Annotated in this window: 18 protein-coding genes; 7 read left to right on the top strand and 11 right to left on the bottom strand. The window is 64.0% G+C overall.

Going from position 1 to position 19,886, the window contains the following annotated elements; all coding sequences use genetic code 11:
- Positions 1-282 precede the first annotated feature (282 nt).
- From HT051_RS08125 to HT051_RS08115, 3 genes are all read right to left on the bottom strand, one after another.
- Positions 283-1,656, bottom strand: coding sequence for a PleD family two-component system response regulator (locus HT051_RS08125; RefSeq protein ID WP_174541569.1), 1,374 nt, complete (start codon positions 1,654-1,656; stop codon positions 283-285).
- Positions 1,657-1,659: 3 nt separating this feature from the next.
- Positions 1,660-2,034: a response regulator gene (locus HT051_RS08120; protein WP_174541568.1), complete on the bottom strand. Its 375-nt coding sequence runs from the start codon at positions 2,032-2,034 to the stop codon at positions 1,660-1,662.
- A gap of 232 nt (positions 2,035-2,266) precedes the next feature.
- Entirely contained in the window at positions 2,267-3,127 is an 861-nt protein-coding gene (locus HT051_RS08115) for a cell envelope integrity EipB family protein (protein WP_208454295.1), read from the bottom strand.
- Positions 3,128-3,349: 222 nt separating this feature from the next.
- On the opposite strand from HT051_RS08115, the gene HT051_RS08110 reads away from it, so the two are divergent.
- The 4 genes from HT051_RS08110 (at position 3,350) to HT051_RS08095 (ending at position 6,280) form a co-directional block, all read left to right on the top strand.
- Positions 3,350-3,811: a RidA family protein gene (locus HT051_RS08110; RefSeq protein ID WP_174542929.1), complete on the top strand. Its 462-nt coding sequence runs from the start codon at positions 3,350-3,352 to the stop codon at positions 3,809-3,811.
- Between the two features lie 12 nt (positions 3,812-3,823).
- The gene (locus HT051_RS08105) at positions 3,824-4,573 is read left to right on the top strand and encodes a glycerophosphodiester phosphodiesterase family protein (RefSeq protein ID WP_174541566.1); all 750 of its coding nucleotides are present in this window, start codon (positions 3,824-3,826) and stop codon (positions 4,571-4,573) included.
- 17 nt (positions 4,574-4,590) lie between these two features.
- Positions 4,591-5,787 (top strand): GNAT family N-acetyltransferase, encoded by a 1,197-nt coding sequence (locus HT051_RS08100; RefSeq protein WP_174541565.1) that lies wholly within the window; start codon positions 4,591-4,593, stop codon positions 5,785-5,787.
- Positions 5,788-5,863: 76 nt separating this feature from the next.
- Positions 5,864-6,280: an HIT family protein gene (locus HT051_RS08095; protein ID WP_174541564.1), complete on the top strand. Its 417-nt coding sequence runs from the start codon at positions 5,864-5,866 to the stop codon at positions 6,278-6,280.
- An 880-nt stretch (positions 6,281-7,160) separates the two neighbouring features.
- On the opposite strand, the gene clpA is transcribed toward HT051_RS08095, so the two are convergent.
- From clpA to HT051_RS08080, 3 genes are all read right to left on the bottom strand, one after another.
- Positions 7,161-9,518 carry an ATP-dependent Clp protease ATP-binding subunit ClpA gene (clpA, locus tag HT051_RS08090; RefSeq protein ID WP_174541563.1) on the bottom strand — a complete coding sequence of 786 codons (2,358 nt, stop codon included), beginning with the start codon at positions 9,516-9,518 and terminating at the stop codon, positions 7,161-7,163.
- Between the two features lie 7 nt (positions 9,519-9,525).
- A complete protein-coding gene (clpS, locus tag HT051_RS08085) occupies positions 9,526-9,858 on the bottom strand; it encodes an ATP-dependent Clp protease adapter ClpS (protein WP_174541562.1) in 333 nt (110 codons plus the stop codon).
- A gap of 286 nt (positions 9,859-10,144) precedes the next feature.
- The gene (locus HT051_RS08080) at positions 10,145-10,480 is read right to left on the bottom strand and encodes a phasin family protein (protein WP_333502679.1); all 336 of its coding nucleotides are present in this window, start codon (positions 10,478-10,480) and stop codon (positions 10,145-10,147) included.
- A gap of 255 nt (positions 10,481-10,735) precedes the next feature.
- On the opposite strand from HT051_RS08080, the gene HT051_RS08075 reads away from it, so the two are divergent.
- Together HT051_RS08075 and HT051_RS08070 are read left to right on the top strand one after the other, a co-directional pair.
- Positions 10,736-12,103, top strand: coding sequence for a D-alanyl-D-alanine carboxypeptidase (locus HT051_RS08075; RefSeq protein ID WP_174541561.1), 1,368 nt, complete (start codon positions 10,736-10,738; stop codon positions 12,101-12,103).
- 150 nt (positions 12,104-12,253) lie between these two features.
- Positions 12,254-12,652, top strand: a complete 399-nt coding sequence (locus tag HT051_RS08070; RefSeq protein WP_174541560.1) for a DoxX family protein — start codon at positions 12,254-12,256, stop codon at positions 12,650-12,652.
- Between the two features lie 16 nt (positions 12,653-12,668).
- On the opposite strand, the gene HT051_RS15240 is transcribed toward HT051_RS08070, so the two are convergent.
- The 3 genes from HT051_RS15240 to putA all read right to left on the bottom strand — a co-directional run bounded on the left by HT051_RS15240 (position 12,669) and on the right by putA (position 17,428).
- Complete coding sequence (locus HT051_RS15240) at positions 12,669-13,433, bottom strand: DnaJ domain-containing protein (protein WP_305798172.1); 765 nt, start codon at positions 13,431-13,433, stop codon at positions 12,669-12,671.
- An 8-nt stretch (positions 13,434-13,441) separates the two neighbouring features.
- Positions 13,442-14,167, bottom strand: coding sequence for a VWA domain-containing protein (locus HT051_RS08060; protein ID WP_174541559.1), 726 nt, complete (start codon positions 14,165-14,167; stop codon positions 13,442-13,444).
- An 81-nt stretch (positions 14,168-14,248) separates the two neighbouring features.
- On the bottom strand, positions 14,249-17,428 hold the full coding sequence (gene putA, locus HT051_RS08055; RefSeq protein WP_174542926.1) for a bifunctional proline dehydrogenase/L-glutamate gamma-semialdehyde dehydrogenase PutA: 3,180 nt from the start codon (positions 17,426-17,428) through the stop codon (positions 14,249-14,251).
- A 200-nt stretch (positions 17,429-17,628) separates the two neighbouring features.
- On the opposite strand from putA, the gene panC reads away from it, so the two are divergent.
- Positions 17,629-18,519 carry a pantoate--beta-alanine ligase gene (gene panC, locus HT051_RS08050; protein WP_174541558.1) on the top strand — a complete coding sequence of 297 codons (891 nt, stop codon included), beginning with the start codon at positions 17,629-17,631 and terminating at the stop codon, positions 18,517-18,519.
- Positions 18,520-18,523: 4 nt separating this feature from the next.
- On the opposite strand, the gene HT051_RS08045 is transcribed toward panC, so the two are convergent.
- Positions 18,524-18,961 carry a DUF1489 family protein gene (locus tag HT051_RS08045; protein WP_174541557.1) on the bottom strand — a complete coding sequence of 146 codons (438 nt, stop codon included), beginning with the start codon at positions 18,959-18,961 and terminating at the stop codon, positions 18,524-18,526.
- A 71-nt stretch (positions 18,962-19,032) separates the two neighbouring features.
- The gene (locus HT051_RS08040) at positions 19,033-19,854 is read right to left on the bottom strand and encodes a YdcF family protein (RefSeq protein WP_174541556.1); all 822 of its coding nucleotides are present in this window, start codon (positions 19,852-19,854) and stop codon (positions 19,033-19,035) included.
- Positions 19,855-19,886: the final 32 nt, after the last annotated feature.

The raw sequence follows: 19,886 nt of genomic DNA, 5'->3' as shown, positions 1-19,886 counted from the left end.
TCCGTAGGGCTAACTTTGAATAGGTTTAGGGATCAACGGAGGCCCGTAGGAGCCCCTCACCCCTAGAATTCCTCTCGTCCTTAGCCGGACCCGATCGACCTTAAACCATCCCCCGGTCGATCGATAACAATCTTTTTCTTTTGCTTAATACGCTAAAATATTAGTCATTGTAAAGCGTTGCGCTAAACGCCTCATTTGCCAAGCCAAGCTGGCCCGCACCGGAGAAATCTCCGGAAGAGTCGTCAGCGAATCAAGCAGAACTAAGGTGATCTAGGTAGCAGTCTAAGCTGCGTCTGCAACAACCTTGTTGCGGCCGTCGCGCTTGGCGCAATACAGCGCCTGATCCGCCCGTTTCAGGATGATCTCGGGCGTGTCGTCGGGGAACTCGAACGAGGCGACCCCGACGCTGGCCGTAATATCCAGCGCATCGGCCTCAGTGCCCACGTAGAACGGCGACGAGGCGATTCCGTCGCGCAGCCTTTCGGCCACCTGGAAGGCACGGGCAAGATCGGTATCCGGCATTACCACGACGAACTCTTCGCCGCCCAACCGGCAGGCCAGGTCGATGCCGCGAATGCCGCGGCGGATTCGCGAGGCGAACTCCTTCAGCACCAGATCGCCGGCATCGTGGCCGTGGCTATCATTCACCGCCTTGAAGAAATCGATATCCACCAGCAGCACCGAAAGCGGCCGCCCGCTATGCGCCGCCTCTTCGAACAAGGTGCCGAGATGGCTGGTCATGTAGCGCCGGTTATGCAGCGAGGTGAGCGGATCGAGCACCGCCATCTCCACCGATTCTTCCAGCCGCATGCGCAGCACGGCGATGTAGCGCTTGCGTTTGACCTGCGTGCGCACCCGCGCCAGCAGCTCTGCCGGATCGATCGGCCGGGTGATGTAATCGTTGACGCCGATATCGAGCCCGCGCATCAGCCGGGCATCCTCGCCCTCCTCCACGATGATCAGGATCGGCAGATGCCGCGTGCGGTCCAGCGAGCGCACCTGCGAGCAAAGCCGCAAGCCGTCGGCATTCTCCAGACTGGTGCTCACGATCATCAGATCGAACTCGCCTTCCGGCAAATCCAGCAGCGCCCGGGAGGGATCCGGTTCCAGCGCCACCTCGTAATCGGGTGTCAGCGCGCCGACGATACGCTCCGCCGCGCTCGGCCGGTCCTCGACCAGCAGAATCTTGCCGCCGCTGGCCAGATCCTGCAGCTCCGAATCGGCGAGCGCACCGAGCCCCATCTGCTGCTCGGTCGAAACCCGCATCAGCATCTCGTCGGTCAGCGTCTTCAGCCGCGCCAGATTCTTCACTCGCGTGATCAGGGCGATATCGTCCACCGGCTTGGTCAGAAAATCGTCGGCCCCCGCTTCCAGCCCTTTCAGCTTGTCGGAGGGCTGGTCCAGCGCCGTGACCATGATCACCGGGATATGCTGGGAGCGCGGCTCGGCCTTCAGCCGCCGGCACACCTCGAACCCGTCCATGCCGGGCATCATCACATCGAGCAGGATCACGTCGATCCGCTCCCGCGCGCAGATCTGCAGCGCCTCCGGCCCGCTCGTGGCAGCGCGGACGTCGAAATAATCGGCCGTCAGCCGCGCTTCCAAAAGCCTGACATTGGTGTCCACATCATCGACGACGAGGATACGGGCGGTCATGTATTACTGCGCTTCCCCGATGAACTGCTTCACCGTGCCGAGAAAGGTGGAAACGGAAATCGGTTTTGAAATATAGGCCTCGCACCCGCCCTCGCGGATGCGCTCTTCATCGCCCTTCATGGCAAAGGCGGTGACGGCGACGATGGGGATCTCGCGCAGCTGATCGTCTTCCTTCAGCCACTTGGTGACCTCCAGCCCCGAGACTTCGGGAAGCTGAATATCCATCAGGATCAGATCGGGCCGGTGCTCCTTGGCCAGCGCCAGCGCCTCGATGCCGTTCTTGGTCTGCAGCGTCTTATAGCCGTGGGCATCGAGAAGATCGTGAAAGAGCTTCATGTTCAGCTCGTTGTCTTCCACGATCAAAACCGTTTTGCTCATCAGTTTAAGCCCCGGCGGTTCGCACTGCTCCCGAACGTCAACGCGATTATTGTCTCCCATGGTGCTGGGAGCCGGTCCCGGCGTCCAGTGCATGTTCTAAATCCCCTCGGTTTCGTCGCGGATTTCACACCCGAACCCGTAACCAAACCCTTTAGCCAATACTTGAAACCAGGGGGAAACCGCGAATAAATCTGGATTGCAGGCGACTGTACACGCAAAAATTGCAAGTTTATTACTCGCACTTATCGTCGCTCAAATATTCCAGTTTGGTCAGCCGGCCGCGGATCGAGAAGTCGCCGTAAGAGATTCGCAAGTCCCGGCTAACCCCATTCTCGTAAAGACGAAAATCGATCTGATAGGCCGGCGTCAGGTCGCCGCCCGCGGTGTCGAAATAGCCGATCGAGACGGGCCAGGACCGCAGCGCGCCCAGCCCCTGCTCCTTGGCCGGGGCTTCCGGCGGCTCCTCGCTACCGCCCGGCACCGCTTCGCCGATGAAGGCGGTGGTGTCATAAACCTTCTGACCCTTCTCCGAGCCGTCATAAAGCACCGCCTCCACCTTCGATTGGCCGGCGGCGGCCGCCTCGATGATGGCCAGGCTGTGCTGAGTCGGGAACAGCACCTTCGGCGGCAGCGCCATGGATTTCGGCGACGGGCGGCTGAGCCGCACCTCCACATCGGTGCCCGGGTCCTTGCGCGTCGCCCGCCCCATGGTCACGTCGTCGAGCTTGTCGTTGAGATATTGCGCCGACTGGAAGCGGAAGGTCTTGCCTTCCGCCTGCTCCCAAGTGGAGGAACGGATATCGGTCAGATTGGTCTGGCCCTGGCTATCCATCATCTGGGTGACCATGCGCATATTCAGCGTGTAGCCCTCGCAATGCGATCCGGAGAACTCGAACACCATGCGCCCGTCCACCCCGGTAATGCCGGAGGCCGAGCGGGCATCGTCCAAGGAGAGTTCGTAGACGGCGCGGTGGGGCTTGAGCGCCGGAACCCCGGATGCCATCGCCTGCGCAGCGCTCGGGGCCAATGCGAGCCAAACGCCGAAAACCCCGGTGAGCACCGGAAGCAGCCTGAAACCAAACTGAGTCATCATCGTCCTAAATGCACCTCCGGCGCGGATGACGGCGTGGCGCCAACATCCCGACGGAAGACGATTTTTCGCACCCTTGGCCCCCCACCACAAGCCCTCAAGCCGCTTGCGGTCGGGAGGGATTTGACCGATGGTCTGGGCACTTATTTCCGGGCCCTGAGCCCCCTCTTGCGGGCGGCCCATCACGATTTGCAGAACACGATAGTGCAGAAGGAGACACAGGGTATGGCAGGCGAAATCGAAGCACGGCTGAAAGCCCTCGATCTCACCTTGCCGGAGGTGGCCAGCCCCCTCGCCAATTACGTGCCCTTCCTGCACATCAATAACCAGCTCTTCATTTCCGGCCAGCTTCCCATGCGCGATGGAGCCGCCGTGACCGGCAAGCTGGGCGACACTGTCAGCGTCGAGGACGGCGCCAAGGCGGCCGAGCTCTGCCTGTTCAATATCCTGGCTCAGGCCAAGGCGGCCTTGCGCGATCTCGACCGTATCGAGCAGTGCTTGCAGCTTACCGGCTATGTAAACGCCGCACCGGACTTCACCGACCATCCCAAGGTGATCAACGGCGCCTCCGATCTGATGGTGGAGATCCTCGGCAATAAGGGCCGCCATACCCGCGCGGCCGTCGGCTGCAGCAGCCTGCCGCTCGGCGCCTGCGTCGAGATCGGCGCTATCTTCGCCATCGAATAGAGTCGAAAGCCAATGGCTTACGGCGCCAAGCTGAATTGGTTGCTGAAGCCGACAGCCCATCGCAGCCTGCACGATATCTCCCGCGGCATCATTGAGAACTCGGCCTCCGCCGTCGAGGCCGCCATCGTCGGCGGCTACAATATCGAGGTCGATCTCCAGGCGGCGCGAGACGGCGCCCCTATCGTGTTCCACGATGCGGAACTCATGCGGCTCACCGGCCAGCCAGGCGCGGTGAAAGACCGCTCCCTGGCCGAGCTTTGCCAAATCCCCCTCACCGGCAGCGCCGACCGCATCCTCTCCCTCGCAGAACTTCTGGATCGGGTCCGCGGGCGCACCGGGCTGCTGCTGGAGATCAAGGGCGAATGGAACGGCGATGAGCGCTTCGTGCGGGCGATCGCCGAGCAGCTCGCCGCCTATCGCGGCCCCGTGGCGGTAATGTCGTTCGATCCTTACGTGGTGGGGGCCTTTGAACGGCTCGCACCGGAGATCCCGCGCGGGCTGGTCGCCTGCCGCTTCGAGAAGGCCGATTGGCCCGGACTCTCGCCGTTCAAGCGTTTCGCCATGCGCCGTCTGCTCACCGCCGCCATCGCCAAACCGGCCTTTATTGCCTACGATATCCGCGCTTTGCCTGCGGCCGCGCCGGCCATCGCCCGCAAGGTTTTCGGTCTGCCGCTCCTCACCTGGACGGTCCGCACCGAGGCCGACAAGGCACGGGCAAAAGCCCATGCCGATGCCATGATCTTCGAGACGATCGAACCTTAAGACGGAGTCGTAACGCGTTGGGTGACATCGAGAAAGTCACAGTCCAGGCCGTCTCCTCCATAGCCGAGATCGACGCCGAATCTTGGGATGCTTGCGCCTTCGGGAGTTCAGCCCCGGACGCATCGCGCGGCTACAACCCCTTCGTCTCCCATGCTTTTCTAAAGGCGCTGGAAGAGTCCGGCTCCGCCGCAATGGAGACCGGCTGGCTGCCCCGTCACCTGCTGCTGCAAGGCCCCGATGGCGAGCTGCAAGGCGCCATGCCCTGCTATGTGAAATCCCACAGCCAGGGCGAATATGTCTTCGATCACGGCTGGGCCGACGCTTTCGAGCGGGCGGGCGGCGCCTATTACCCGAAGTTGCAAAGCGCCGTCCCCTTCACCCCGGTCACCGGCCCACGACTTCTGGTGCCCGACTGCCCCGACAAGCAAGAGCGGCAAAGCCTGTTGTTGCAGGCCGGCGCCAGCCTGACCAACCAGTTGGAGCTTTCCTCGCTGCACATCACCTTCCTCACCGAAGAGGAATGGAAGCTCGCCGGCCAGATCGGCTATCTGCAGCGCACCGACCAGCAATTCCACTGGCAGAACGAGGGCTATGCCAGCTTCGACGATTTTCTGAGCGTGCTCGCCTCACGCAAGCGGAAAGCCTTGAAAAAAGAGCGCCGCGAAGCGGTGGCGGACGGTATCGAGACCGAATGGATCACCGGCGCCGATCTCACCGAGGCGCATTGGGACGCCTTCTTCGAATTCTATCAAGATACCGGCGCGCGCAAATGGGGCCGCCCCTATCTCAACCGCCGCTTCTTCTCGCTTGTCAGCGAAGCGATGCCGGAGCGGATCGTGCTGATGCTCGCCAAGCGCGACGGAAACTACATTGCCGGGGCGCTGAACTTCGCCGGCGGCGACACGCTCTACGGCCGCTATTGGGGCTGCGCTGAGCATCACCCCTTCCTGCATTTCGAGCTTTGCTATTACCAGGCCATCGACTTCGCCATCGAACGGGGGCTCGCCCGCGTCGAGGCCGGCGCCCAAGGCGAGCATAAGCTCGCCCGCGGCTATCTGCCGACGCCCACCTACAGCGCCCATTATTTCCGCGATGCCTCGCTGGCCGCGGCGGTGTCCGATTATCTCCGCCGCGAGCGCCGCGCCGTCAGCCACGAGATCGCCCTCCTCTCCGAGGAGAGCCCGTTCAAAAAGAGCGATACCGACAAGATTTGAGCGCCCGGCGAATTGCGTGTGGGTGGCAGCGATGACAAGAATGGCGCGCCACAAGTGCCGCTTATAGGGAGGGAAAATGGCCTACGATCCGGACAATATCTTCGCCAAGATGCTGAAGGGCGAAGTGCCCTGTCACAAGATCTACGAGGACGACGACACCCTCGCCTTTCTCGACATCATGCCGATGACTGAAGGCCACACCCTGGTGATCACCAAGGAGCCGGCCGAGGACCTCTATGCCGTCTCGCCCGAGGCCCTGGGCAAGACCATGGAAGTGGTGCAGAAGCTCGCCCCGAAGATCCGCGATGCGGTCGGGGCCGAAGGCGTGCTGATCCAGCAATATAATGGCGCTGCCGCCGGCCAGACCGTCTTCCACCTCCACTTTCACATCGTGCCGCGCAAAGAGGGCGAACCCCTGAAAGGCCACGCCCGCGACATGGCCGACCAGGACGAGCTCGCGGCGCTGGCCGAGAAGATCCGCACGGCGGTGTAGCAAAGCCGCGGACCGAACCTCCCCCTAGAAGGGGGAGGTCGATCTGGCCTTGGGCTAGATCGGGTGGGGGTCCGGCGATTGTCGTATTTTGCCCCCTCCCCAACAAAACGGGCGTCATCCCGGCGAAAGCCGGGATCCACATGTTTGCACGGACCTTGTCGCTGGATTCCGGCTTTCGCCGGAATGACCCCGTGCCGGTAGGCACTCCGAGGTTCCACCCCCTCTTTTGTCATGCCCGGACTTGATCCGGGCATCCATGCCGTTCCTTCTCGGCATGCGCCGCGGTTTCTCTTGGCGCGCCGTCGCTAGCTGCGCGGTCACGGCATGGACCCTCGGGTCAAGCCCGAGGGTGACGAAGGTGTTTGGGGTAAGGCCGAGAACCGCATCTCTTCAACCCGCCGCAAGACGTGCCCCAGGACCCGCGCCATGACGCGCCTCCCGATCCCTACGGGCGTCATCCTGAGGCGCTCGGCGCGGAACGCGGCGAGCCTCGAAGGATGGGCGTCAGGGCCACGTCTCCTTCGAGGCGCGCAATGCGCGCGCCTCAGGATGACGTGGGGCGAAGGCTGTGATCACCTGACAGCGCACCACACTCCGTCGTCATGCCCGGCTACCCGGGTCTGGCTCGGTCAGCCCGGGCACAGGCTTGATTCGGGCATCCATGCCGTTCCTTCTCGGCATGCGCCGCGGTTTCTCTTGGCGCGCCGTCGCTAGCTGCGCGGTCACGGCATGGACCCTCGGGTCAAGCCCGAGGGTGAAGAAGGGGATCGGGGGAACTGCTAAGTGCCCCGCTCCAACCACGGACGTCGTAATGCCCCTCAAAAACAAAAAAGCCCGGCGCGATGGCCGGGCTTTTGTGTTCTGAGCGGCAAGAAACGCGTTAAGCGCTTTCCTTGCTGCGGGATTTCTTGCTCCGCGACTTGGCCTTGCTCTCGCTCTTCGGCTTGGCTGGCGCGTTGGCGTCGAGGAACTCGAAGCCGAGGCCCTTCTTGCCGTCCTTGTCTTCCACGATCACGCGGACGATGCCGCCATTCTGCAGCTTGCCGAACAGGATCTCCTCGGCCAGCGGCTTCTTGATGTGCTCCTGGATGACCCGGGAGAGCGGCCGCGCGCCGAACTTCTCGTCATAGCCCCGCTCGGCCAGCCATTGATTGGCCTCGTCGGTGAGCTCGATGGTGATGTTGCGGTCGCCGAGCTGCGCCTCCAGCTGGAAGACGAACTTCTCGACCACCTTGGAGATCACCTCCGGCCCAAGCGGCGCGAACGGGATCACCGCATCCAGACGGTTGCGGAATTCCGGCGAGAACATCCGCGCGATGGCCTCCTCGTCATCCCCTTCCCGCTTGGTGCGGTTGAAGCCGATCGCCGCCTTGGCCAGATCGGTCGCGCCCGCATTGGTGGTCATGATCAGGATGACGTTCTGGAAGTCGACCCGCTTGCCGTTATGGTCGGTCAGCTTGCCGTGATCCATCACCTGCAGAAGGATGTTGAACAGGTCCGGATGGGCCTTCTCGATTTCGTCCAACAGCAGCACGCAATGGGGATGCTGATCGACGCCGTCGGTCAGAAGACCGCCCTGGTCGAAGCCGACATAGCCGGGAGGCGCACCGATCAGGCGCGAGACCGTGTGCCGTTCCATATATTCCGACATGTCGAAGCGCAGCAGCTCCACGCCGAGCAGATCGGCGAGCTGGCGCGAGACCTCCGTCTTGCCGACGCCGGTCGGGCCGGAGAACATGTAGCAGCCGATCGGCTTGTCCGGCTCGCGCAGCCCGGCCCGCGACAGCTTGATCGCAGCGCCCAGCGCCTCGATCGCCTCGTCCTGGCCGAACACCACCCGCTTCAGATCGCGGTCGATATGGCGCAGCACCTCCGCATCGGTCTTGGAGATGGTCTTCGGCGGAATCCGCGCCATGGTGGCGATGGTGTTCTCCACCTCCTTGACGCCGATCACCTTGCGCCGCTGCTTCTCCGGCACCAGCATCAGGCTCGCACCCGTCTCGTCGATCACGTCGATCGCCTTATCGGGCAGCTTGCGGTCGTGAATATACTTGGCCGACAGCTCCACCGCCGTGCGGATCGCCTGGGTGGTGTAGCGGACCTTGTGGAAATCCTCGAAGTAAGGCTTCAGCCCTTTCAGAATATCGATGGCGTCGGAGACCGAAGGCTCGTTGACGTCGATCTTCTGGAAGCGGCGCACCAGCGCCCGGTCCTTCTCGAAATGCTGCCGGTACTCCTTATAGGTGGTGGAGCCGATGCAGCGTAAGCCACCGCTCTGCAGCGCAGGCTTCAGAAGGTTCGAGGCGTCCATAGCGCCGCCCGAGGTGGCGCCGGCGCCGATCACCGTGTGGATCTCGTCGATGAACATGATCGCGCCGGGATAATTCTCGATCTCGCGCATCACGGCCTTCAGCCGTTCCTCGAAATCGCCCCGGTAGCGGGTGCCGGCCAGCAGCGCGCCCATATCCAGCTGGAAGATGGTGGCGTCCTGCAGCACCTCCGGCACATCGCCCATGACGATGCGGCGCGCCAGACCCTCGGCAATGGCGGTCTTGCCGACGCCGGGATCGCCCACGAAGAGCGGGTTGTTCTTCTGCCGGCGGCACAGCACCTGGATGGTGCGCTGGATCTCGCTGGCCCGGCCGATCAGCGGATCGATCCGCCCAGTCTCGGCCTTCTCGTTGAGATTGACGCAATAGACCTCGAGCGCATCGGCGCCGCGCTTCTTGTCCTCGTTGCCTTCCACCGTCGCCGCGTCGTCGTCGACGCCGCGCACCGTGCGGGGCTCGGACATGCCGGGCCGCTTGGCGATGCCGTGGCTGATGTAATTGACCGCATCCAGCCGCGTCATGTGCTGCTCTTGCAGGAAATAGGCGGCGTGGCTCTCGCGCTCGGCGAAGATCGCCACCAGCACATTGGCGCCGGTAACTTCTTCGCGGCCGGAGGACTGGACATGGGCGACGGCGCGGTGAATCACCCGCTGAAAGCCCGCCGTTGGCTGAGCGTCGGCGCTCTGCTTGCCGGCAAGACCGGCCAGCTCTTCTTCGATATAGCCGGTGACCTTGTCGCGCAGCAGGTCGAGATCGACATCGCAGGCCCGCATCACGGCGGCCGCGTCGCGGTCGTCGATCAGCGAGAGCAGCAGATGCTCAAGCGTTGCATATTCGTGATTGCGCTCATTGGCATATTGCAGCGCGCGCCTCAGAGCCTGTTCCAGACTGGTCGAAAAAGAAGCCACTAGGTCCTCACTCTTTCTCCATGGTGCATTGCAGCGGATGCTCGTTCTGGCGGGCGAAACTCGTCACCTGAGCTACTTTAGTCTCGGCCACCTCGTAAGTGTAGACCCCACAAACGCCCACCCCCTTTTGGTGGACGTGCAACATGATCCGGGTGGCATCTTCCTGCCCCTTGTTGAAGAAGTGCTCGAGGACGTACACGACGAAATCCATCGGCGTGTAGTCGTCGTTGAGGAGCAGCACCTTGTAGAGACTGGGCCGTTTGGTCTTCGGCCGTGTCTTGGTGATGATATGGGTGCCGGAGTCGTCGTCGTCCCGGCGATTGTCGCCATTGCGGGCCATTACCTGCCTCTATGTGGCGTCTCGTATCTCGTCTGCCAAGGTTACCACGGGGATCGAAACGAGAATTCATCCGGCTTACGAGCCGAACCGTCCCTCTGGCTATCCTGAGCCAATCCGGGCCGAGGGCGCAAGCCCGCGAACGGGGCCTCTTTGCCTCAGGCTGCGGCGCGCTATGCGATGACTCGCCCCTAGCATAAGCCGATTTGCCCAACGGGGAATGAACAAAAAAAGACCCGGGTCGAGCCCGGGCCTTCGCAAACCAAATACTGTCGCTGTGACAGAATTTTTAGAACGTCTTTTTCGCGAACGCCCCTTCGACGGGCTTGTAGGCATCCTGCGCCATGCCGACATACATCTCGCCGATCTTGGACATCTCGGCCATGTAGCTGTCGTAGCACTTCTTGGCGTACTGGGACTGGATCTCGAAAGCCTGCTCGGCGGACTTCGCACCGGCGAGCTGCTCGAATGCGCGAGTCCCGTCCTCGAACGCCTTCTTGGAGTAGTCAGTCATCTCGGCGGCGATGGCCTGGAAACCCTTGGTCCATTCACCGAATGAGCGCATGCTTGCGTCGAAACCGTCTTTACCCACCTTCTGGTACTCCTCGAATCCTTTCAGCATCATCACCCTCTTTCACCACGTATCGGAAAGCCTGTTGCATATGGAAACTTATATATGCAATGCACAATAAGTTCAACTGGAATTTTGCACCGCACAATAAATCAAATTCGCCTTAACCCTTTGGCAATTGCCGTCTTTTACCATCCCCCTTTGACGCGCCGGTGTCCTGCGGAGCGCAGGTTTGGGATGGTGCATCGCTGTAAACAGCGAGCAGCCCGGCAATGCGTCTGGGATGGTTAGTCGACGGGGAAATTGGCGTTGTTTTACAACCTCACATCCGCATCGCTGCGCCGCCTAAGCCGGCCGCGTAGCCTCGCATCTGTAGGTCTGGCCCTGCTCTTGGCCCTCACCTTGAGCCTGCCGCCGCTGGCGCCGGCCTATGCCCTTTCCGATTATCGCTCGGCGATCGTCGTCGATCTGAACGCGAACAAGGTGTTGTTCGCCCGTTCCGCCGACACCAAGCGCTATCCGGCGTCGCTGACCAAGATCATGACGCTCTACGTGCTGTTCTCCTACATGCGCGCCGGGCGGATCGACCTCGATTCCAAGCTCACCATCACGCCCCATGCCGCCGCTCAGCCGCCGACCAAGCTCGGCCTGAAGCCCGGCAGCACCATTCGCGTGGAAGACGCCATCAAGGCGCTGGTGACCAAGTCCGCCAACGATATGGCGGCTGCCATCGGCGAGAATCTCGCCGGCACCGAATCCAATTTCGCCCGTATCATGACCGAGCAGGCCCACCGCCTCGGCATGCACAATACGGTGTTCAAGAACGCCTCCGGCCTGCCCAATAACGCGCAGGTCACCACCGCCCGCGACATGGCGATCCTCGGCGAGCGCGTGATGCGCGACTATCCGGAATACTATCACTACTTCTCGCTGAAGAGCTTCAGCTATAAGGGCGTGACCTACCGCAACCACAATCACCTCCTGGGCAATTATCGCGGCACCGACGGCATCAAGACCGGCTATATCCGCGCCAGCGGCTTCAACCTGACCGCCTCGGTGCAGCGCGACGGCAAGCATCTTCTGGCCGTGGTGCTCGGCGGCTCCACCAGCCGCGGCCGCGACGCCACCATGCGCTATCTCTTGGACGTGCATTTCAAGAAGGCCGCGGTCCGCGAAATGCTGGTCGCCAACCCCGGCATGCCCGAGCGCCGTCCGGTGCCTCCGGGACAGCAGAGCTATGCCGTAGCCTCGACGGGCAGCAATCTGCCGGTGCAGCCGGTCGCCTTCGATCCCTCGATGCCGCTGAAGCCGAGCATTCCGCAGCCCGCGCCCGCCCCGGCCCAGCAGAAGCCCAAGCCGCGCGTCGTCATGGCCTCCGCCGGAGGCGCGCCGTCCATGCCGCTGATGAAGCCGAAGCTTCTCGGCAGCTCCGGCCCCTATCAGGTCCAGGTCGGCTCTTACACCAGCCAGGCCGACGCCCAGCGCCGCCTGGATTTCGTCGCCAGCAAGGCATCGAGCCTGCTCGACGGGCATTCGGGCCTGACCACCACATTCGATCAGGGCAGCCAGCGCTGGTATCGCGCCCGCTTCGCCAGCTTCTCGCAGAACGAAGCCGCGCAAGCCTGCGCCCAGCTGAAGCGCCTGTCGGTCGAATGCATCGCCATGCGGGCCGACTAGACAAGCCCTGCCATCGGTGCGCCGCCTTTCGGCGGCGCCCTCGCCTCTTCGGCCTCGCCTCTTCGACCTCGTCTTGCCGACCTCGCTATATCCGCATAACCTCAACGGTTAGGGGGAAGCCGAGGTCAAAAAGCGAGGGACGAAAACCCAATGACGGAATCGTTGAATCGGTATGCGCCGTATGCGCTTGCGGCGCTTCGGATCGTTGCCGCTCTGCTCTTCATGGAGCACGGCACCGTAAAACTGTTCGGATTTCCGGACACCGGCCGCGGCGGCGGGGAGCTCGACACGCTGCACCTGATCGCAGGCCTGCTAGAGGTGTTCGGCGGGCTTGCCCTGGTCATCGGGCTGTTCACCCGCCCGGTCGCCTTCCTGCTGTCGGGCCAGATGGCCATCGCCTACTGGATGGTCCATTTCAAACCCGAGGCATTCTTCCCGATTCAGAACCACGGCGACGGGGCGATCCTGTTCTGCTTCGTCTTCCTGTATCTGGTGTTTGCCGGCTCCGGCGCCTGGAGCGTCGACGGCATGCGCAAAGCCAACCCGTAAGGCGAACCAACGCTGCTCAGCGCACGCTGAGCAGCACCTCCTTCGCCTCGTTTATGCGCGCGGCGAGATAGGTGGAGCCGCCCTGATCGGGGTGCACCTTCTTCATCAGATTGCGGTGGGCGCTGCGAATCTCGTCCTTGCTGGCCGAACGTTCGACGCCGAGCACCTCATAAGCCTCGTCGATGCTCATGCCGCCGGTCGCACGCCGTGCCCGCGCGCCGTTATAGCCGCCGGCCCCGGCAGCACCGGCGCCTGCCGCGCCCGCCTGCCAATCCGGAAAACGCTGATTGAGATAGGCCGCTAGCAGCGCCGCCTCTTGCGGATCGCCCTGCTGCAGAGCCATCGCCAGCTCCTTCAGCTCCTCCAAATTCATCGAGGAGAGCGGACGCCCGGCGAATTTACCGCTCACGCATTGCCCGTCCACCTGGCCGGTATCGTGATCCAGCGCCATCTCCAGATGAGCGGTGCGCACGAAGGATTTCTGCCCGGGACGCTTCTGGCTGCGCTGACCATAGCCGCCGGCGCCGAACGGCCCGCCGAAACCGCCGCCGAGGCGAAAACCCCCGCCGCCCCGGCGCAGCATGGTGTAGCCGAGAATGGCCAGCGGAATGGACAGGACCAAAAGCCCCGGGATCAGCAGAAGCCCGGCCAGCACGAACAGCACGATCCAGCCGAAGCGGCGGATCCGCCGGGCCAGCTCGTGTGCGTCCATACGGGCGAGGATATGGCTGCCGAAATACAGCAGCAGGAACAGCGCGATCGCGCCGAGAATAGCATACATCGGATAGGTCAGCTCACTTGCTCAAGCAGCAAGGCGGCACCTTTGCCGCCCCTCTCGCCGAAAGCCTGCAGCGCTTTGCGTCCGCCGCTGGCATAGACCGCGACGGCTTTCAGAAGCTCGCGCAGCTGGGCGGCGGAACCCGCATCGAACGGGCAATAAGCCCCCCGGGTGAGCCGCGCGATTTCCTTGAACGCGGTGGCCGCGGCCGGCTCCCGCCCCTCTTGGAACAGGAACATCGGCACCCCGAGGAGGCCGAGCTCGCCGGCCCGCTGGCTCAGCATATCGATATTCTCTTCCATACAATCGCCGACATAGACCACTGCATTGACCTTGTCAGCCGCCGCCTGGCGCTTGGCATGGGCCAGCACCTTGCCGATCTGGGTGAAGCCGCCGCGGCAGGACACCTTGCCCATCACCGAAGCCAGGGTCTTGGCGTCGCCGACCCATTTGCTGGCGCGGCATTCGCCGAAGCCCCGGAAATAAACCAACTGCACGTCGAGCCCGCCGATCTCGTCCACCGCCTCGAACATCTCCGATTGCAGACCGAGCGCCATATCCCAGGTCGGCTGGCGGCTCATCGTGGCATCCATGGCGAAGATCAGCCGTCCGCGCCCCGAGCGGGCAGGCGCAACGCGCTGCGTCCGCTCGATGAAGGCGGCGACATCCGCCGCGCTGGAGCGGGTCTCCTCAATATCGGTTTTCGCCCCGTCTTTGGGACTGAGCGGTTTCGCCATCTAATCTCCTGGTTCCGCCTGGATCGCCCTATAAATGGAACCTCGAAGGCCTCACGGCAATGCCTTACCGCGTAAGCTTTATCATAGGCTTTCATCGCCCGCCGCCAGCAGCGCCGCATTGCCGCCAGACGCGGTAGTGTTCGTGGTGCGAACCCGTTCGGTGGCGAAGGCTTCCAGATAGTTCGGCCCGCCCGCCTTGGGACCGGTGCCGGAAAGCCCCTCCCCGCCGAATGGCTGCACGCCGACCACCGCGCCGATCTGATTGCGGTTGACGTAGAAATTCCCGGCCCGCACCCGCGCGGCGACGAAATCCGCCGTCTGCTCCACCCGCGAATGCAGCCCCAGCGTCAGACCGTAGCCGGTGGCGTTGATCGCCTCGCACACATCGCCCAGCCGGTCGGCGGCATAGCGCACCACATGCAGGATCGGACCGAAGACTTCTTTCTCCAGCATCGAGAGAGACGGAATTTCGTAGATCGCCGGTGTGACGAAGCTGCCGTGGGCGCATGCCGGCGGCAGCGGCAGATCCAGCCATTCCTTGGCCTCGCGGCACATCTTCGCCTTATGGGCCTCCAGCATATGCTTGGCCTCCGCATCGATCACCGGACCGATATCGGTGGCGAAGTCCAGCGGGTCGCCGATCACCATCTCGCTTGCCAGTCCGGTCAGCATGGCCAGCGTCTTGTCGGCGATCTCCTCTTGCAGGAACAAGACGCGCAGCGCCGAGCAGCGTTGCCCGGCACTGTCGAAGGCCGAAGCCACCACATCGTCCACCACCTGCTCCGGCAGGGCTGAGGAATCGACGATCATCGCGTTGAGCCCGCCCATCTCGGCGATCAGAGGCGTCACCGGCCCTTCGCGTGCGGCAAGCGCCCGGTTGATGGCGAGCCCCGTCTCGGTGCCGCCGGTGAAGGCGACGCCGTTGACGCGAAGATCGCACCCCAGGGCTGCCCCGACGCGCGCGCCCGTGCCGGGGAGAAGATGCAGCACGTCGCCGGGCACGCCGGCCTTGTGCAGAAGCTGCACGGCGCGGAAGGCAATCAGCGGCGTCTGCTCCGCCGGTTTCGCCACCACCGCATTGCCGGCCCCGAGCGCGCCGCCGATTTGCGCCAGGAATATCGCCAGCGGGAAATTCCACGGCGAGATACAGGCGAACACGCCCCGGCCGTGGAGGGAGAGAAGATTGCTTTCGCCGGTCGGCCCCGGCATCGCCTGCGGCGTCTCGAACGTCTCTCGCGCTTCGGCCGCCGCATAGCGCAAATGATCCACCGCTTCGCGCAGATCGCCTTGGGCATTGGCCAGGGTCTTGCCGGCCTCGCGCACCAGAAGCGCCATCAGCGCCGGCCGGTCCGCCTCCAGAAGGTCGGCGGCTCTCTCCAGAATAGCGGCGCGCCGCGCGCCGCCCAGCGCGTCCCAGCCGGGCGCGGCGGCTGTCGCCTTGTCCAGCGCCGCATCGATCGCCGCCCTATCGGCGCTGATGCATGTGCCCAGCACCACTCGCCGGTCATGCGGCGCCGTCACAGTCTCCGCCGGCCCGTCTTCGAGCACCGCACCGCCAACGATCGGCGCCGCCGCGAAGGGCCGCTCCAGCGCCTGCTCCATCTCAGCCATGAGCGGAGCGCAGATGCTATCCTCCCAAAGCGGCAGGCCGAGACTGTTCTCCCGTTGGGGACCGAACAGATCTTTGGGCAGCGGGATCGACGGATTGGCTTTCTCCGCCAGGCTCGCCGCCCTTTCCACCGGATCGGCAATGATCTCCGAAATCGGTGCCTCGTCGTCGGCAAGGCGATTGACGAAGGAGGTATTGGCGCCATTCTCCAATAGCCGCCGCACCAGATAGGCCAGCAAATCGTCATGCCCGCCCACCGGCGCATAGATGCGGCAGGGCACGTTCAGCCCCCCTTCGCCGACCACGGCCTCATGCAGCGCTTCGCCCATGCCGAATAGCCGCTGGAACTCGTAAGCCTTGCCCTCGCCCAGCGTGTACATGGCCGCGACCGTATGGGCGTTATGGGTGGCGAATTGCGGGAAGATGGCATCGGGAAGCGCCAGCATCGCCCGTGCCGCGGCGATGTAAGAGACGTCGGTATTCACCTTGCGGGTGAACACCGGATAGCTCGCAAGCCCGGCGACCTGCGCCCATTTGATCTCAGAATCCCAATAGGCGCCCTTCACCAGCCGCACCGGAATGCGCCGCCCGGTGACCTCAGCCACAGCTCCCAGCCACTCGATGACGGGGAGCGCGCGCTTGGAATAGCCCTGCACCGCCAGCCCCAGCCCGTTCCACGCGGCAAGATCGGGATCTTCGAACAGCGCCTGCAGTAGCCCGAGGCTCAGCTCCAGCCGGTCCGCCTCCTCCGCATCGATGGTGAGCGGCAGCCAGGCCTCGCGCATGGCGAGCGCCAGCGCCTTCAGCCGCGGCAGCAGCTCCGAATGCAGCCGTGCCTCCTGCGAGGGCACATAGCGCGGATGCAGCGCCGACAGCTTGACCGAAAGCCCCGAGCGGGACTGCAAGCTCGCATCGTCGCGGGGTTCGGGCCGGCCTTCGGATTTTCCGATCGCCTCGGCCGCATGGGCATAGCGTTCGAAATAGCGCTTTGCGTCCGCCTCGCTCCGCGCCGCCTCGCCCAGCATGTCGAAGGAGAAGCGATAGCCCTTGGCGGCATCGGACGCCCCGTTCTTCAGCGCCTGTTCGATGGTCTCACCGAGCACGAACTGGCCGCCGAGGATACGCATGGCGTGGCGCAGCGCCTCGCGGATGACGCCTTCCCCGCTTCGCGACACCAGCCGCTGCAGCCTTGCGCTAATCTCCGCCCCGTCTCGCGTGCCCCAATCCAGCACCCGGCCGGTCAGCATCAGCCCAAAGGTCGAGGCGTTGACGAACAGCGAGGGCGAGCGGCCCATATGCTTGGCCCAATCCCCGGCGGAGATGGTGCCGGCGATCAGCCGGTCGGCCGTCGCCTTGTCTGGAATGCGCAGCAGCGCCTCGGCAAGGCACAGCAGCAGCACGCCCTCCTCGCTCAACAGCCCGTATTCATGCAGGAAGGAATCGACCCCGCCATAGGCGCGGCGGCCTTCCCGCGCCGCCTGCACCAGGCCGCGCGCCACCGTCTCGATCCGCGCCTGTTCGGAAGACGCAAATCGCGCCTTCTCGATCAGCTCCGAAACCAGCCGATCCTCATCGGCCAGCAGCAATTCCGCGATCCCGGCGCGCGACGGCATCCGGGCAGCGTGGGTTTGCGCGATCTCCAGATTGGTCATGGCGTTCGCCTTGGCGTCTCCATGGTGCATGCATGGGACATCGGAACGATCTTAGCGTCTTGCCAGGCAGAATCGAACGGCCGATAAAGGCCCGCGCAAAGCGCCAAATCTTGTCCCACAAGTCTTGCCCCATATATTGGCCTTGCACGCCGCAAGGCGCTATCGTCCGCAGCTTCTCATCAGCAAAATCGAACATCGAAATGGCCCCTCGCCTCAGCCAGATCAGGACCGTGAAAGCCTTGCGTGGGCGCATTGCCCGCTGGCGCGAGGCGGGCGAGAAAATTGCCCTGGTTCCCACCATGGGCGCGCTGCATGAAGGCCATCTGTCGCTGATCGAGCTGGCCAGGAAGAATGCCGACCGCATCGTCGTCTCGGTCTTCGTCAATCCCACCCAGTTCGGCCCCGGCGAGGATCTGGAGGCCTACCCGCGCGACGAAAAGACCGACCTCGCCAAGCTGAGCGAGATGGCGGTGGATGCCGTCTATCTTCCCAAGGTGGAGGAGATGTATCCGGACGGCTTCGCCACCACGGTGCATGTCGACAGGCTCAGCAAGGGGCTGTGCGGCGAATCCCGTCCCGGCCATTTCGACGGCGTGGCGACGGTGGTCGCCAAGCTGCTGATCCAATGCGCGCCCGATCGCGCCATCTTCGGCGAGAAGGATTACCAGCAGCTGCAGATCATCAAGCGCATGGTGCGCGATCTCGATATCCCGACAGAGATTATCGGCGCGCCGATCGTGCGCGAGGCGGACGGGCTCGCCCTCTCCTCCCGCAACGCCTATCTGTCGCCGGCCGAGCGCGAGAGCGCACCGCTCTTGCAGCGGACCTTGCAGGACATGGCCTCCGATCTCGGCGAAGGCCGGCCCATCGAGGATGCGCTGGAAGCGAGCCGTTTCCGCCTCGAGACCGGCGGCTTCAAGGTGGATTACCTGGTGATCGCCGACAGCCAGAGCCTGGAGCCGCTCGGCGGCGTGCTCACCCAGCCGGCCCGCGCTTTTGCGGCTGCCCTTCTCGGCAAGACGCGGCTGATCGACAATATCGCCGTGGCGCCCAAAAAGGTCCGGGCGAAGAAGAAGGCCGAGCTCGGCTAAGCCTCTAGACGTCGATCAGGCCGAGCTCGCGCAGCTCCCCGGCCATCTCCAGCGGCAGATCGCTGTCGGCAGGCCCGCGCGCATCCGGCGGCGCGTCGGCCGAATCCAGATAGCGCCAGCCCTGGAAGGCGCGGCGCGGCCTCGGCCGCACCGGGATCAGCTCCGGCGACAGCACGATGGCGCAAGCCGCCTTGCCGTCCTCGCGGGTCTCGGGCCGCAGATCGAGGATCGGCTGCCGGGCCTGGATCACGCCCTTGATCACCCAATAGAGCGAGCCGCCATCCAACACCGCATCGCGCCGTTTCGGCGTCTGCCGGGTGATATGGCAAATCTCCTGCGGCCGGCCCTCTTTGCGGCGAAGCGCCAGCCGCCCCTTCTGCCAATCACGAAGATCGGAAAGCGTGTCGACGCCGACGCAAAGTTTCAGGAGATGCACGGTCATGATGGTGGAAAGCTAGGCTTCGAAACCGGCTGCGCAAAGGCGGCGCGGCGCTTTTCCCCGCTTATCTCGTCTCAGCTTGTCGCGGCGGGCGCCGGAAACAGCGCATCGGTCCGCCCGGTCAACCAATAGGCGAAAAGCCCCACCCATTCCCGGCTCGCCATGTCCACCCGGCGCAAGCCTTCGGAGACCTTGTCGAACGGCCGGGTGAGGTCTTGCGGGCCGCGGGTGCGGTAATCCACCGGCCAGGCCTCCACATCCAGCCCCGCCTGGCGGAAGCAGCCCATCGCCCGCGGCATGTGATAGGCCGAGGTGATCAGCACCCAGCGCCGATCCGGACCGGCCAGCCCAAGCGAGGTCAGTTCCTGCTTCAGATAGACGGCATTCTCGTAGGTGTCGCGGGAGTTCGCTTCCAGCACCAGCCGGTCCTCCGAAACCCCCAGCGCCGTGAGCAGGCTTTCCGCGCCCGAGGCTTCCGACTTCGCCGGATAGAAGATGCCCGCATCGCCGCCGGAGAAGGCGATCTTGGCGTCCGGGAACTGCCTGGCCAGAATCGCCGCCTCGACCAGCCGCTCCCCCGCCTCGTTCAGCGACGGCGCGTGCCGCGCCTCCCCCACCAGACGGCTTTCCGAACCGCCAAGCACGATGAAGCCGGTCGGGGCCGGTAGCTTCTCCAGATCGGCGCGTTTGAAGCGATCCTCCAGCGGCAGCACCATGGCGTTGCCCAGCGGCGAGAGCCCGGCGATCAGCAAAAGCCCTGCCGCAAGCGCCACGATACGGCGGCCCCAGCGCGCCCAATAGGTCCAAACCATGATGGTGCCGGCGAGCAGCAGGAAGGCGATGAAGCAGGAGGGCTGCAGCAGGAACCAGACGGCCTTCGCCAAATAGAAGAACATCGCTCACACGGGATTTCAGACTGAAGGACATG

This window comes from Methyloligella sp. GL2 (assembly GCF_013341275.1).
In the GTDB taxonomy this organism is placed as follows: domain Bacteria; phylum Pseudomonadota; class Alphaproteobacteria; order Rhizobiales; family Methyloligellaceae; genus Methyloligella.
The sequence above is the reverse complement of the archived record's forward strand: the minus strand, read 5'-3'. Positions and strand labels throughout refer to the sequence as shown.

Bases quoted from the DNA above. Each gene is read 5' to 3' on its own strand.
- HT051_RS08040 (WP_174541556.1), bottom strand. From the start codon at position 19,854: ATGTTCTTCTATTTGGCGAAGGCCGTCTGGTTCCTGCTGCAGCCCTCC.
- HT051_RS08105 (WP_174541566.1), top strand. From the start codon at position 3,824: ATGGCTTACGGCGCCAAGCTGAATTGGTTGCTGAAGCCGACAGCCCAT.
- HT051_RS15240 (WP_305798172.1), bottom strand. From the start codon at position 13,433: ATGTATGCTATTCTCGGCGCGATCGCGCTGTTCCTGCTGCTGTATTTC.
- HT051_RS08095 (WP_174541564.1), top strand. From the start codon at position 5,864: ATGGCCTACGATCCGGACAATATCTTCGCCAAGATGCTGAAGGGCGAA.
- HT051_RS08045 (WP_174541557.1), bottom strand. From the start codon at position 18,961: ATGACCGTGCATCTCCTGAAACTTTGCGTCGGCGTCGACACGCTTTCC.
- HT051_RS08120 (WP_174541568.1), bottom strand. From the start codon at position 2,034: ATGAGCAAAACGGTTTTGATCGTGGAAGACAACGAGCTGAACATGAAG.
- HT051_RS08125 (WP_174541569.1), bottom strand. From the start codon at position 1,656: ATGACCGCCCGTATCCTCGTCGTCGATGATGTGGACACCAATGTCAGG.
- HT051_RS08115 (WP_208454295.1), bottom strand. From the start codon at position 3,127: ATGATGACTCAGTTTGGTTTCAGGCTGCTTCCGGTGCTCACCGGGGTT.
- panC (WP_174541558.1), top strand. From the start codon at position 17,629: ATGGCCCCTCGCCTCAGCCAGATCAGGACCGTGAAAGCCTTGCGTGGG.
- putA (WP_174542926.1), bottom strand. From the start codon at position 17,428: ATGACCAATCTGGAGATCGCGCAAACCCACGCTGCCCGGATGCCGTCG.
- HT051_RS08110 (WP_174542929.1), top strand. From the start codon at position 3,350: ATGGCAGGCGAAATCGAAGCACGGCTGAAAGCCCTCGATCTCACCTTG.
- HT051_RS08080 (WP_333502679.1), bottom strand. From the start codon at position 10,480: ATGATGCTGAAAGGATTCGAGGAGTACCAGAAGGTGGGTAAAGACGGT.
- HT051_RS08070 (WP_174541560.1), top strand. From the start codon at position 12,254: ATGACGGAATCGTTGAATCGGTATGCGCCGTATGCGCTTGCGGCGCTT.
- HT051_RS08060 (WP_174541559.1), bottom strand. From the start codon at position 14,167: ATGGCGAAACCGCTCAGTCCCAAAGACGGGGCGAAAACCGATATTGAG.
- clpS (WP_174541562.1), bottom strand. From the start codon at position 9,858: ATGGCCCGCAATGGCGACAATCGCCGGGACGACGACGACTCCGGCACC.